This is a genomic window from Nocardia sp. JMUB6875 (assembly GCF_041154655.1).
Classification (GTDB): domain Bacteria; phylum Actinomycetota; class Actinomycetes; order Mycobacteriales; family Mycobacteriaceae; genus Nocardia.
On the sequence record NZ_BAAFGR010000190.1, the window covers coordinates 1 to 13149 of the forward strand.

14 protein-coding genes and 1 tRNA gene are annotated in these 13149 nt (G+C 66.9%); 6 read left to right on the forward strand and 9 right to left on the reverse strand.

Going from position 1 to position 13149, the window contains the following annotated elements; genetic code table 11:
• Window positions 1-98 precede the first annotated feature (98 nt).
• Together ACAM49_RS33580 and ACAM49_RS33585 are read left to right on the forward strand one after the other, a co-directional pair.
• Complete coding sequence (locus ACAM49_RS33580; RefSeq protein WP_369639571.1) at window positions 99-386, forward strand: hypothetical protein; 288 nt, start codon at window positions 99-101, stop codon at window positions 384-386.
• A 15-nt stretch (window positions 387-401) separates the two neighbouring features.
• Window positions 402-2351 (forward strand): aconitate hydratase, encoded by a 1950-nt coding sequence (locus tag ACAM49_RS33585; RefSeq protein ID WP_369639572.1) that lies wholly within the window; start codon window positions 402-404, stop codon window positions 2349-2351.
• 74 nt (window positions 2352-2425) lie between these two features.
• On the opposite strand, the gene ACAM49_RS33590 is transcribed toward ACAM49_RS33585, so the two are convergent.
• The 7 genes from ACAM49_RS33590 to ACAM49_RS33620 all read right to left on the reverse strand — a co-directional run bounded on the left by ACAM49_RS33590 (window position 2426) and on the right by ACAM49_RS33620 (window position 8906).
• Entirely contained in the window at window positions 2426-2779 is a 354-nt protein-coding gene (locus tag ACAM49_RS33590) for a hypothetical protein (protein WP_369639573.1), read from the reverse strand.
• Window positions 2780-3019: a hypothetical protein gene (locus tag ACAM49_RS33595; RefSeq protein ID WP_369639574.1), complete on the reverse strand. Its 240-nt coding sequence runs from the start codon at window positions 3017-3019 to the stop codon at window positions 2780-2782.
• Window positions 3020-3123: 104 nt separating this feature from the next.
• A complete protein-coding gene (locus ACAM49_RS33600; RefSeq protein WP_369639575.1) occupies window positions 3124-3405 on the reverse strand; it encodes an SCP2 sterol-binding domain-containing protein in 282 nt (93 codons plus the stop codon).
• Window positions 3406-3464: 59 nt separating this feature from the next.
• The gene (locus ACAM49_RS33605) at window positions 3465-4664 is read right to left on the reverse strand and encodes an ROK family protein (RefSeq protein ID WP_369639576.1); all 1200 of its coding nucleotides are present in this window, start codon (window positions 4662-4664) and stop codon (window positions 3465-3467) included.
• Complete coding sequence (xylB, locus tag ACAM49_RS33610; protein ID WP_369639577.1) at window positions 4661-6052, reverse strand: xylulokinase; 1392 nt, start codon at window positions 6050-6052, stop codon at window positions 4661-4663. The genes ACAM49_RS33605 and xylB overlap by 4 nt, the downstream gene beginning before the upstream one ends.
• A 4-nt stretch (window positions 6053-6056) precedes the next feature.
• Window positions 6057-7238 carry a xylose isomerase gene (gene xylA / locus ACAM49_RS33615; RefSeq protein ID WP_369639578.1) on the reverse strand — a complete coding sequence of 394 codons (1182 nt, stop codon included), beginning with the start codon at window positions 7236-7238 and terminating at the stop codon, window positions 6057-6059.
• A gap of 216 nt (window positions 7239-7454) precedes the next feature.
• A complete protein-coding gene (locus tag ACAM49_RS33620) occupies window positions 7455-8906 on the reverse strand; it encodes an amidase (RefSeq protein ID WP_369639579.1) in 1452 nt (483 codons plus the stop codon).
• 386 nt (window positions 8907-9292) lie between these two features.
• On the opposite strand from ACAM49_RS33620, the gene ACAM49_RS33625 reads away from it, so the two are divergent.
• Together ACAM49_RS33625 and ACAM49_RS33630 are read left to right on the forward strand one after the other, a co-directional pair.
• Complete coding sequence (locus tag ACAM49_RS33625) at window positions 9293-10150, forward strand: MBL fold metallo-hydrolase (RefSeq protein WP_369639580.1); 858 nt, start codon at window positions 9293-9295, stop codon at window positions 10148-10150.
• 44 nt (window positions 10151-10194) lie between these two features.
• Window positions 10195-10905, forward strand: a complete 711-nt coding sequence (locus ACAM49_RS33630) for a GNAT family N-acetyltransferase (protein ID WP_369639581.1) — start codon at window positions 10195-10197, stop codon at window positions 10903-10905.
• 67 nt (window positions 10906-10972) lie between these two features.
• Here ACAM49_RS33630 and ACAM49_RS33635 read toward each other — a convergent pair.
• Together ACAM49_RS33635 and mihF are read right to left on the reverse strand one after the other, a co-directional pair.
• A tRNA-Leu gene (locus ACAM49_RS33635) sits at window positions 10973-11057 on the reverse strand.
• Between the two features lie 140 nt (window positions 11058-11197).
• Window positions 11198-11512 carry an integration host factor, actinobacterial type gene (gene mihF / locus ACAM49_RS33640; protein WP_033091590.1) on the reverse strand — a complete coding sequence of 105 codons (315 nt, stop codon included), beginning with the start codon at window positions 11510-11512 and terminating at the stop codon, window positions 11198-11200.
• Between the two features lie 352 nt (window positions 11513-11864).
• Between mihF and ACAM49_RS33645 the strand changes: the two genes are divergently transcribed.
• Both ACAM49_RS33645 and ACAM49_RS33650 read left to right on the forward strand, forming a co-directional pair.
• Window positions 11865-12617 carry a tetratricopeptide repeat protein gene (locus tag ACAM49_RS33645; protein WP_369639582.1) on the forward strand — a complete coding sequence of 251 codons (753 nt, stop codon included), beginning with the start codon at window positions 11865-11867 and terminating at the stop codon, window positions 12615-12617.
• Window positions 12618-12803: 186 nt separating this feature from the next.
• On the forward strand, window positions 12804-13112 hold the full coding sequence (locus tag ACAM49_RS33650) for a hypothetical protein (protein ID WP_369639583.1): 309 nt from the start codon (window positions 12804-12806) through the stop codon (window positions 13110-13112).
• Window positions 13113-13149 lie beyond the last annotated feature (37 nt).

The following is a 13149-nucleotide window of genomic DNA, read 5'->3' on the forward strand; positions in this document are numbered from 1 at the left end:
CACATCTTCCGGTGATCGAGGTTTCGTCGCGCGGTTCCCGGTTACCCGACCGACTGCCAGCACTCTGAGCCGGCACACCGACGACGGAAGGAGGCCACATGTTGATGCTCACCCCCATGGCCGTCAAGGCGGTTCGCGATATCACCTCCACCCAAGGCGGACCACAGGACGCCGGACTGCGGATCACGACGGCCGACCAGGCCGAGACCTTCCGGCTGCGGGTCGCCGACGGTCCGGCCGAGCACGACGAGGTCTTGAATGCCGAGGGCGCCCGGATCTTCATGGACCACGACTCGGCGGTCTACTTCGACGACAAGGTCCTCGATACCGGTGTCGACACGAACGGGAACCCGACGTTCGTCGTCGGACCTCAGTCCGGTAGCTGATCGATGTAACCGGCCATGGCAATGAATCTCGCGCGCAAGCTGATCGCATCGCATCTGGAGTCCGGTGAGATGACACCGGGCGAGGAGATCGCGATCCGAATCGATCAGACCCTGACCCAGGACGCCACCGGGACCCTGGTGATGCAGGAACTCGAGGCGCTGGGCCTGGACCGGGCGCGCACGGAGGTCAGCGTCCAATACGTCGACCACAATCTGCTGCAGACCGATGAGAAGAACGCCGAGGATCACGAATACCTCCGCACGGCCGCGCAGCGCTTCGGACTGTGGTTCTCCAAGGCCGGCAATGGCGTCTCGCATCCGACCCACATGCAGCGGTTCGGGGTGCCGGGCCGGACGCTCGCGGGGTCGGATTCGCACACCCCGGCGGGCGGTGCGCTCGGCATGCTCGCCATCGGGGTCGGCGGACTGGAAGTGGCGCTGGCGATCTCGGGTCGGCCCCTGCACCTGCGGATGCCGCAGGTGTGGGGGGTTCGGCTGGAAGGCGAACTGCCGCAATGGTGTTCGGCCAAGGACGTGATCCTCGAGATGCTGCGCCGGCACGGTGTGTCCGGGGGCGTCAACCGCATCATCGAGTATCACGGGCCCGGGTTGGCGGGACTGTCGGCGATGGACCGGCACGTGATCGCGAACATGGGGGCCGAATTGGGGGCGACCACAACGGTTTTCCCCAGCGACGAGGCGGTGCGCGCCTTCCTGCGCGAGGAGGGACGCGACAGCGATTGGGTAGAGCTGGCCGCCGACCCCGATGCCAACTACGACCTCGAGGACAGCATCGATCTGTCCGGTCTCGAGCCACTCATCGCGCGGCCGTCCTCGCCGGGCAATGTGGTGCCGGTCCGCGAGGTGGCTGGCACCGAGATCGCGCAGGTGGTCATCGGATCCAGCGCCAATCCCGGGCTGCGCGACTTCGCGATCGCGGCGGCCATGGTGGCCGGGCGGCAGACCGTGCCGCAGGTCAGCTTCGACGTCAACCCGACCTCGCGGGAAATCCTCACCGATCTGACGAAAATGGGGGCGATCACCGAACTGGTGGTCGCCGGGGCGCGCATCCATCAGGCCGGGTGCATGGGCTGTATCGGCATGGGTCAGGCCCCCGCGGTGGGCCGGAACTCGTTGCGCACCATGCCCCGTAATTTCCCTGGCCGCTCCGGCACCAAGGAGGATGCCGTGTGGTTGTGCTCGCCGGAGACCGCGGCGGCATCCGCGCTGACCGGTGTGATCACCGATCCTCGAGCTTGGGCGCACACCGTGCGCATGGAGTATCCGAAGATCGAACTGCCCGCCCAGGCCTCGATCAACACCACGATGCTGGTCGCGCCGCTGGATCCCGACGAGGCCCGGAAGGTGCGACCGGTCAAGGGCCCCAACATCTCCAGCCTGCCCGACCTGACACCACTGCCCGAGCGGGTGGAAGCGCCGGTCCTGCTGAAGGTCGGCGACGGCGTCTCCACCGACGAGATCTCCCCCGCCGGGGCGCGCGCCCTGCCCTTCCGCTCCAATATCCCGAAACTGGCGATGTTCACCTTCACCCAGATCGACGAGACCTATCCCGAACGCGCACAGCAGGCTGCCGAATCCGGTCACATCGTGGTCGGTGGCGAGAACTACGGTCAGGGCTCCTCGCGCGAGCACGCGGCGATCGCACCCCGCTACCTCGGTCTGCGAGTGGTCATCGCCAAGTCCTTCGCCCGCATCCACTGGCAGAACCTCGCCAACTTCGGAGTTCTGGCAGTGGAATTCGACGATCCCGCCGACTACGACGGTATCGATCAGGGCGACACGCTGCTGCTCGAGGGTCTACACGACATCGCCCACACCACCCAGCTGCGCGTGCGCGACGTAACCAATGACCGCACCTTCACCGTCCACCACAGTCTCTCGCCGCGCCAGGTCGAAGACGTACTGGCAGGTGGCCTCATCTCTCGCCTGGCTCACGATCGCTAGTCTCGGGAAGGCTCGAACCGCGTTGAAGCACACAGTATTACGGCATCGAGCAATCGGGACTTTCGTCGAATCAGCTATTCGCCAACGTAGTCGACGAGGGCCGCGAACACTTGCCGCAAAGTGGCCAGACTGATCGTTCCTACGGGCTCGGTGAACCAGGACATCGGGATCACCTTCGGCCAGTACACCTGGACCGCGGCACCCGGGAGCGGATCGAGATCGCCGAGCGGCACAATCAAGCTGAATGCGGAGGGTTCGAGATCGTCGTCGACACGGTCGAGAATCGGTAGCACGAGCGCGGTGGACATCGCGCGGTTAGCGCCGTCATTGGAGATCACGACCACCCGGTCACCGGATATGGTCGACGGTTTGTCGCGTCCGCTTACTCCAGGCAGGTAAGAGCGGATCTCGCCGCGCCGGACTGCCATCTACCGTTCCTCGCCGCGCACCTGCCCCATCGCCGCCTGTTGTAGTTCGAGATCGGCCAACGCGCGAGCTTCAATATCGTTGCCCTGCCGACGCTCCCAATCGGTGACGGCATGCCCGGCGAGATACATCAGCTCATGGCGTGCGGCCCGTTCCATGAACGAGCTGATGTTCCCGTTGGAAACCTCGCGCACCCGGTTCAGGACGTGCTCATCGATGGTGATGGAGGTATTAGCCTTCATACCATGAAGAGTACCAGCGGGTGTATTGCCTGTTTGGCGATCAACCGAAGCCGAAGTTCTACCTTGAATATGCGGTGAATCTTGGCCCGCGGGTGCGGCATCGATCAGCCGCCGACGTGGGCGGTGTTGTCGAGCCAGTGCTGCGCGAGGCCGATGTCGCCGGCGACGCTGATCTCGGTGGCTTCCCCATCGGTGAGCGGGAGTCGTCGTGTCAAGATCAGCAATAGCGATCGTGCCGGGCCGCTCACGGTCACATCGGCCGGCCGGGTTCCGAGCTGCCACGCCGCCCCGTCGGGCCGCCGTTCGACGAACCAAGCGCCGTCGGCGATGTCGGTGGCCAGCCACTGCAGGGTCTGCCCGGTGCCCCGAATGCCGGTCGGATTCATCGGTGACGCGCCAAAACCCTCATCCGTGAATACCGGTGTCGGGGTCGACGCGCACCACATCACCCCGTCGTGATCCGTTCGTCGGAGGTTGCGTTCGGGTCCGGGGCCAGCAGGAGTTCCGGTGCGAGGCAATGGCGGCGGGTGATGAGCGCGGCGGCGCCGCGGGCGACGGCACCGCGCCCGAGGGGCGAGGCGGTGAGGGTGACCGGGCGGCGGGTGGCGGCGAGAACACCGGTGCTGAGTTCGGCGCGTACGCCCGGAGCGAATTCGTCGAAGAATGTCGCATAGCTGCCGCCGAGCACGACGGTCGCGACGTCACAGATATTGATCAGGGACGTGAGCGCGGTACCCAATGCCGAACCGGCGCAATTGACGGCGGAGCGGCTGCGGGTGTCGCCCGCGCGGAGGGCGGCGTGCAGGGTGTCGAGTCGCTGGTGGCCCGCGGCGGAAAGTATCGCTTGCAGGCCCGCATACTGCTCGACACAGCCGTGGCTGCCGCAGGTGCAGGCGCGGCCCGCGCGCTCGATGATGACGTGCCCGAGTTCGCCCGCGAACCCGCTGCCGCCGCGAAACAGGGAGCCGCCCAGGACGATTCCCGCGCCGACGCCGACATCGCCGGAGACATAGACGAAGTCCTCGCCGGCCAGGCGGTGCGGCCAGACGTGCGCCAGGGCGGCGAGATTGGCTTCGTTGTCCACCGCCACCATCGGCGCCGCGAGCGCGGCGGACAGGCGGTCACCGATCCGGACACCGGTCAGGCCGGGAACATTGGGTGCGTGCACGACCACGCCGTCGTGCACGATGCCGGGTACGGCCAGCCCGAATCCCATTGGCTCCCCGCCCGATTCGGCGAGGGTGATGCGGATCAGCGCGGCGAGCCGGTCGATCAGGTCGTCGACGCCGCGTCGGCGGTTGTCGAGTTCGAGGCGCCGTTCGACCGCCGTGGACCCGTCCAGTCGCTGCACGATGACGGCGAGGTGCCGCACATTGATCTCCGCGCCGATCGCCACGGGCGCCTCGTCCGAGAATCGCAGCGGTCGTGACGGCCGCCCGCGCCCGCTGTTCACCTGGGGGTCCTCCACCAGAATTCGTTGCCGCAGCAGCGGTTCCACCAGGCTGGAGATCGTGGCCTTGGTCAGGCCGGTGCGCTGGGCGAGCTCGGCCCGCGACGCCGGTCCGTCGAGCATGGCCAGCATCAGTGCTTGCAGATTTCCGGTGCGCACCTGGCGCAGGTGGACCGGACCCGATCGCAGTGTCATCGTTCGAGATACCTCGACTCGGCGGCTCGGTAGCGCTCCCGGACCGCGACCGCCGCCGGAGCCTCATAGCGCCGCACCGGGGTCTGCGCGTGCGGCCAGGCGGGTGCCTCGGTACCACCCTGCAGCGCCCACGCGGCCTGCCGCGCCGCGCCGTCGGCGACATACTCGCCGGGCTGGGGCGCCAGCACCGGAACGCCGAACACCGTGGGCGCGATCTCGCGCACCGCCGGAAGTGCGGCGGCGCCACCGATCAAGCGCACGGTGGTGATCGAAATGCCGTGGGCGGTCAAGGCTTCCAGTCCAGCCGCGATACCGCACAACATGCCCTCCACCGCGGCCCGGGCGATATTGGACGGCGTCGCGGTCGCGGTGGTGAGGCCGTGCAGTGCTCCTGTCGCGGTGGGCAGGTTGGGAGTCCGTTCGCCGTCGAAGTACGGCAGCAGTACGACACCCTCCGCGCCGGGCGCCGCCGACAGTGCGAGCTCGCTCAATCTCGCGAGTCCGACACCCAGCACACCGGCGATGGTGTCCAGCACGCGTGCGGCGTTGAGGGTGCAGACCAGCGGCAGATGGTGGTTCGCGGCATCGGCGAAACCGGCGATGATCCCCGTCGGGTCGGCCGGGCGTTGGACCGAACCGGCCGACACCACGCCCGAGGTACCCAGTGACACCACCACATCCATACCCGCGCCGAGTCCGAGGTGGGCGGCGGCGTTGTCGCCCGCCCCGGCCGCCACCCGCGGCCCGGCCGACGACGTCGTGGACTCGCTCGGTCCCAGCACCTTGGGTAGGAGCAGGTCGCCACGGCCGCAGGCCAATTCGAGGAGATCCCGGCAGTACTCGCCGGTGCTGGAATCGAAGTAGCCGGTGCCCGAAGCATCGGAGCGGTCGGTGGTCACCTGTTCGAGGCCGCCGCCGCGCAAGCGCCAGGTGAGCCAGTCGTGCGGGAGGCAGACCGCCGCCGTGCGGGCGAGGCTGTCGGGCTCGTGCTCGGCCAGCCAGCGCAGTTTGGTGACCGTGAACGAGGCCACCGGGACCGACCCGGTGCGTTGTGCCCAGACCGGTGCACCGAGTTCGTCGACGAGGTCGCGCGCCGCATCGGCGGACCGGGTGTCGTTCCACAGCAGCGCATCTCGCACCACACGACCGGTCTCGTCCAGGCACACCAGCCCGTGCTGTTGTCCGGCGACGCTGATCGCGGCGACATCGTCGAGACCGCCCGCGGCCGCGAGCGCTTCGAGCAGCGCCGACCACCAGAACTCCGGGTGCACCTCGGTGCCGGGCGGATGCGCCGCCCAGCCGGACCGCACCAAGCGCCCGGTCTCCGTCTCGCGAATGACGACCTTGCACGACTGGGTCGAGGAATCGACCCCGGCTACCAGCGTCATCGGATCACCGCGCGCCCAGCAGGTGTTCCAGCGCCAGCTGGTTCAACCGGACGAACCCGTACCCGCGTTCACCGGCCCGTTCCGGGTCGAAATCCACCGACTTCGGATCGTCCAGCAGCTCCGCGTATCCCTCGCCCGGGGCGAGCGTCGGGGTGCGCAGATCACCGACCCCGGCCTCCGACAGCGCCTGCCGCACTTCGGGATCCGCGCGGAAGGCGTGGGCGCGTTCCTTCAGCAGCAGATACGTGCGCATATTCGCGGCCGCCGAATCCCACACGCCCGCAATGTCTTCTGTTCTCGAGGGCTTGTAATCGAAGTGCCGCGGACCGTCGTAGGCGGGCGTGCCGTCCGGACCGCCGTTCTCGAGCAGATCGACCAGCCCGAACGCGTTCATCAAATCACCGTGCCCGAAGACCAGGTCCTGGTCGTACTTGATACCGCGCTGCCCATTGAGGTCGATGTGGAACAGCTTGCCCTGCCACAGCGCTTGCGCGATCCCGTGCGCGAAGTTCAATCCCGCCATCTGCTCGTGCCCCACTTCGGGATTCACCCCGACCAGCTCCGGATGCGCGAGCGTGGTGATGAACGCCAGCGCGTGCCCGACCGTCGGCAGCAGGATGTCCCCGCGCGGCTCATTGGGTTTCGGCTCGAGTGCGAAGCGCAGGTCATAGCCGCGGTCGCGGACGAATTCGGTGAGCACGTCCACGCTTTCGCGATAGCGGTCCAGCGCGGCGCGCACATCCTTGGCGCTGTCGTATTCCGCGCCCTCGCGCCCGCCCCACAGCACATAGGTCCGTGCACCCACCTCGGCCGCCAACTCGATATTGCGCAGCACCTTGCGCAGCGCGAATCGGCGTACGCCCCGATCGTTGCTGGTGAACCCGCCGTCCTTGAACACCGGATGGGTGAACAGGTTCGTGGTGACCATCGGCACCACCATTCCGGTCTCGGCCAAGGCTTTTCGCAGCCGCTCGATCCGCCGCTGCCGCTCGGCCCCGGACGCGCCGAACGGGATCAGATCATCGTCATGGAAGCTGAGGCCGTAGGCCCCCAACTTCGCGAGCCGATGCACCGCCTCTACCGCATCCAACTCCGGCCGGGTGGCATCCCCGAACGGGTCTCTCCCCCGCCACCCCACCGTCCACAATCCGAACGAGAACTTGTCAGCGGGCGTCGGCGTCACCATGATCATCCTCCACTTTGTTCAGACATTGAACTAAGTGGCCCCAACCCTACCCACCGTCCGCACGGAATATCCCGAAGACAGCCGAATACACTGTCGGACAACCGATCACGGCAATCAACGAGGTGGTTGACCGGTCTCGCCAGAATGCACTGGTGCAGGTGCCTTCTCGACGTCTACCTGCGAGGATGCATTCTCGGCGAGAGTCCGGGGTGTGGGCTACTTCGGTGTCTGGAAGCCGCCGATTTTCTGTTCGAGTAGTTCTGCCAGGCGCAACGGGGTGCGGTCCTCGAACATCGGACCGATGAGCTGCACTCCCACCGGTAGGCCCTCCGGTGACCGGCCCGTGGGGACGGCGGTGGCGGGCAGGCCGGGCATGGTTGCCATACCGGCCCAGACGAGCTGGTCGAAGTACGGGTACTCGACGCCGTCGATATCGATGTGGCGGTCCTCCAGGCCTCCGTTGTGGTTGTGCGGGTAGGCGGGCGTGGGCGTGATCGGGCACACCACGACGTCGAACTCGGTGAAGAGCTGCCGCCAGCCCTGGCGGTGGAGTTCGCGACGGTTGTTCGCCTCGACCCAGCCGCGGTGGCTGAGCACCATGCCGCGCAGCCGTGCCGCATCGAGACTTCGGTCGTCCGCGCTCAGGGCGGCGGCGTGGGTCCGCAGCTGTTCGTACACGTCGATGGGAAGACCCGCGGCGGCGTTCGACAGCATCAGCTGCATGTAGAGCGTCGCGGCTTCGGTCGGATCGGGCAGCAGCGGACTGTGCCGTTCGACGCGGGCGCCCGCGTCGACGAGCGCCTCGGCGACCCGGTTCACGCCCGCCCGCACCGCCGATCCGGTCGGAATGAGCGGGTGTTCCTCGATGATCAGGACCCGGAAGTCCGACAGCCGCTCGTGGCGCGCGGGTGGCAAGGCGACGTTGTAGGCGATGCCGTGGGTCAGTGGGTCCGGCCCGGCCATCACGTCGAGCAGCAGCGTGAGGTCGCGGGCGGTGCGCGCCATCGGGCCGACGACGGCGAGGTCGAGGTCGATCGGCAGGGCCGGACCGGGCGGCGGGACCATGCCGCGGGTCGGCGCCAGCCCGAGTGTCGGCTTGTGCGCGTAGATACCGCAGAAATGCGCGGGGGTGCGCAGCGAACCGGCGAGGTCGGAACCGATGGACAGCGCGCCGAACCCGGACGCCAGGGCCGCCGCCGATCCGCCGGAGGATCCGCCCGACGTGCGGGCGTGATCCCACGGATTATTGGTGGTGCCGTAGATCTCGTTGAAGCTCTGGATATCTCGCAGCATCACCGGCACATTGGTCTTACCGAGCAGCACCGCGCCGGCCGCCTTCAACCGCGACACCTGTACCGCGTCCTCGGCCGGCACATAGTTCGCGTGCTGCGGGATGCCCCAGGTCGTGGGCAGCCCGGGCATGTCATAGGACTCCTTGACCGTCACCGGAATTCCGAGCAGCGGCCGGTCCTCGCCGCGGGCGCGCGCCTGGTCGGCACGGCCGGCGGCGGCCCGTGCACGGTCGAAATCCGGCACACAGATCGCGTTGATCGCCTTGTCGTCCCGCTCGATTCGAGCGATTGCCGCCTCGGTCAGTTCCACCGATGTCACCGCACCGGCCCGCAATGCCGCCAACATTTCTTCCGCCGACTGAGGATTCCAATCCATGAATCAGACCGTATTGGCCTGTCGCAGAGGGCATAAAACCCTGCTTCACACAACGGCGAGATCGAACCCGCCACCGTCACCGGCAATCTCGAACACTCGATCCGTCATCAAAGGTGGCCAACCCCAGGTCATGGCGTCGACAGTGGGCTGGTGCCACTGGTACAAGCCATGAAATGCCGCTTCGCACAACGGGATGGATATCTCAGTACTCGGCGTGTTCGTCTCGATTCCCGATGGGCTTCTCCCGGCAGATTCTGACGAGGAGTACCCGTGGCTGCGTTGGCGGGATAAGCGGTTACAACAAGATCGCAACGTTCTCGAATGCGCGCAGTCGGCGGTGTTAGCGTCCGCGGCGTCCGGAGCCACCCGCAGAAAGGGAAACCATCATGGCGCTAGACACCGCGGCACTGCGGTACGAGACCCTGTTCGTCCGCCGAGCCGGACTGACCCGGGACGTACCGGCGGGCAAGGAAGACCTGGAGTGGGTGGCGAACACCGCCACGCTGATCTACGGTCAGCGCGACGCGGTGCTGGTCGACACCTTCCTGACCATCGAGCAGAACCAGCAACTCATCGACTGGCTCGAGTCCCAGGACCGGAACCTGGCCTACATCTTCATCACCCATGGCCATGGCGACCACTTCTTCGGCATCAAACAACTCCTCGAAGCGTTCCCGGCTGCCAAACCCGTCGCCTCGCCCGGAACGGCGGAAAGAGCCCGCCGTGAGGGCGCCCCCGACTACCTCGAAAGCTTCTGGAATTCGCAGTTTTCCGGGCAGATCGCCCAACCGCAGGTTTTCCCCGAGCCGCTCGACAGTGACACGTTCGCCCTCGAAGGGCATGTCTTGCAGGTGATCGAGACCGGGTACACCGACACCGATCACAGCACCGCATTGTGGGTGCCCGACCTGCGGCTGGTGGTCGCCGGGGACGTCGGCTACAACGGGATTCACCAATACATGGGCGAAGCCGACACTGCCACCCGGCAGCAATGGATAGACGCGGCCGACAAACTCGCCGCCCTCGACCCCGTATATGTGGTCGCCGGACACAAACGCCCCGAACTACCCGACGACCCCCGCAGCCTCACCGAAACCAGCCGGTACCTCGCAGATTTCAATCGGCTCGAGGCCCAGACCTCCACAGCGCGAGAGCTTTACGACGCGATGATCGAGCTGTACCCGGACCGCGCCAACCCCGGCTCGCTCTGGGGCGGAGCCAAACGAGCGAAAAGCGCGACCTAGCAATCGGATCCGGGCACCAGGATAACGAGAAGCCAGGAGGTTCGGTGACACCATCCCTGAACAGCTACGGCCAGCCCGTCGGCGAACCGCTACCCGACTGGACGCCACGTCCGGCCCCCGCAGGGGTCGAACTCGACGGTTCCTATTGCCGACTCGAGCCACTCGATCCCGCGCGCCATGCGGATGACCTCTACGCGGCCTACACGAGCGCACCCGACGGACGGAACTGGACCTACCTGCCCGTCGGGCCTTTCGAGGACGCCGCCGACTATCGCGCCTGGGCCGAATCCGCCGCCCACAGCACCGATCCCATGCACTACGCGGTGATCGACAACTCCACGGGCAAAGCGGTCGGCACCATGGCGCTCATGTGGCACGGTCCGGCCAACGGCGTCATCGAGGTCGGCTACGTGATGTTCTCACCCTTGCTGCAGCGCACCCCCGTCTCGACGGAGGCGCAGTACCTGCTGATGGCCTACGCCTTCGACAAGCTCGGCTACCGGCGCTACGAGTGGAAGTGCGACGCCCTCAACGCCCCGTCCCGCACGGCCGCCGAACGCCTCGGATTCACCTGCGAGGGCGTGTTCCGCCAAGCCACGATCTACAAACACCGCAACCGCGACACCGCCTGGTACTCGATCATCGACAGCGAATGGCCGCTAATCCGGGAAGCGTTCCAGTCCTGGCTCGCATCGGACAACTTCCATCTGGACGGCCGCCAGAAGCACTCGCTGACCGAACTGCGCGACACCTGACGAACACCATCGGCATCGGCGACAAAAAAGAGCTCTCCCTGCATGTAGGGAGAGCTCTTTTTCAGTGTGTCCGGAGGGGGACTTGAACCCCCACGCCCTAATACGGGCACTAGCACCTCAAGCTAGCGCGTCTGCCATTCCGCCACCCGGACCGGTGGTGCTCAGCAAGGTTATCGGATCGGACCGTTCAGACCAAATCGGCCGATATCCTGCGGGTTTACCGAGCAGCCGAAGGCGGTGGGAGTGGTTGCCGCCGGGTCGATTTCCCGACCCGGCAGGCCACCCCCCGATCTCAAGCCTTCAATGCCTCCAGCAGCGCGGCGCGCTGACGGGAGCCCAGGCCGCCGATGCGACGGTCCGCCGGAATCTCGGCCTCGTCCATCAGCTTGGCCGCCTTGACCGGGCCGATGCCCGGGAGCGCCTTGATGACCGCCGACACCTTCGTCTTCTTGACCAAGTCCTCCTTGTCGGCACGCTTGAGGAGTTCGCCGAGGCTGAGCGAGCCCTTCTTGACCTGCGCGATCATCTCCGAGCGGGCCTTGCGAACCGCGGCGGCCTTGGCCAGCGCCTCGGAGCGTTGTTCGGGGGTCATGGTGGGCAGAGCCATATGTCCTTACCTTTCACTCGTTCGCTGGTATTTCGCCGACGATTCAACAGGACACCGGCCGTTGCGCAAGTACGACACACCGCGTGGACGTGGCCGACACGTCGAGCGACCGGCGAAATCCGGACACGGACACCCGTCAGGGGGTGCTCCGGACGCAGGTCATTTGACCAGGTGTTTGCTGGTTTCGCGTAGCTGGCAAATACGGGACGCGGCGGGCGGCATCGGTACTACGGTATGCCCGAACATCACACGGCACCGGTGAAAGGCGGGGCAGATGAAGGGGTCGTATTCGTACGCCGAGCCGGCCACGACCGAACCTCCCCTGGCGGACCGATACGACAGCGCGGACCCCGTGACCTGGAACGGAGCCCAGGTCTACCCCCTGCACACGGAGGTCGTGGGCGTCTCCCCCACCACGGTCCGCCTCACCCTGCGCGCGGCCGCCCCACGCCCCGGTGTGCGCAGCCTCGGCATCGGGCTCGGCGTGGACCGCGGGCACGTGTTGCTGGAGGGCCGCCGGCTCAGAGGGGTTGACGTGTGGAGCGATGCCATGACGGGTGGCATCGAACTGCAGGTCTGCCCGACCGAGGCCGACGCTGCGATCACCCTCACGCCCGTCTGGGTGGACGAGGCCGACACCATCGTGTCCTGGTCGGGCAACTACGGCATGCTCGTCACCCGCGAGCCCACCAGGACCGTCCTGCACTGCAGCACCGGTGTCGGCCCGCCCGACTTCGGGGAACTGGTCGTCGAACTCACCCTCGCACTGACTCCCCCGCCGCCGGATCTGCCCGCCGACGCGGGCCGCTACCAGAACGCGCTCTATGAACTCGGCGTGGCCATGCAGAGCCGCGGCGAGGAGGATCAAGCCGTCCAACTATGGACGCAGGCAGCCGAATTCGGCCACCTAGCCGCGGCCTACGACCTCGGCGTCCTGCGCTACCGCCGCGGTGACTACCCCGAGGCCGAACACTGGTGGCGCACCGCCGCCGCCCACGGCGATCCCCGCGCCATGGCGGGTCTGGCCGAACTCCTCACCCGCCGCGGCAACACCAGCGAGGCCAGGGTCTGGCGCGCTGCCAGCGCCGCCGAATCCCAGCCGTGAATCGCTTGCACCGCATGCCAATCCGCAGTCGATGCAACTTGCTCAATGAACGCGAGTGTGACTCAACTCACACGCCATTTCACTGAATCTCCGGGTTCAGCCCCGATTGCCGAACGGTCGCGCCCATCTACAGTGGCGGTCGATCGCGGTCGACACTCACCGCGCACGACCCACGAGGAACGCATGATGAACACCGCGCGATGGGCGGCCGTGGCCGCCGCCGCAACCGCCGTAGCCCTGCTGTCCGGTTGCTCCGACGTCGAGAAGGCCCTCAACAAGGGCGGCGAAACCAAGTGCAGCGACTACCTCGCCCAGGACGCCAACACCCAGCGCATCACCATCACCAAGTTCATCAAGCAGCAAACCGGCAATGACAACGAGCCCGCCGGCACCCAGGTCGACCTCTCCATGGCCGCGGTCCAAAGCCTCTGTCAGGTCCAGGCCAACAAGGACACCCAAATCAAGAACGCCAACCTCCTCGGCATCCTCCACTAACCCAAACCCCCCCCCGCCCACCCCATTTCACCAGCTC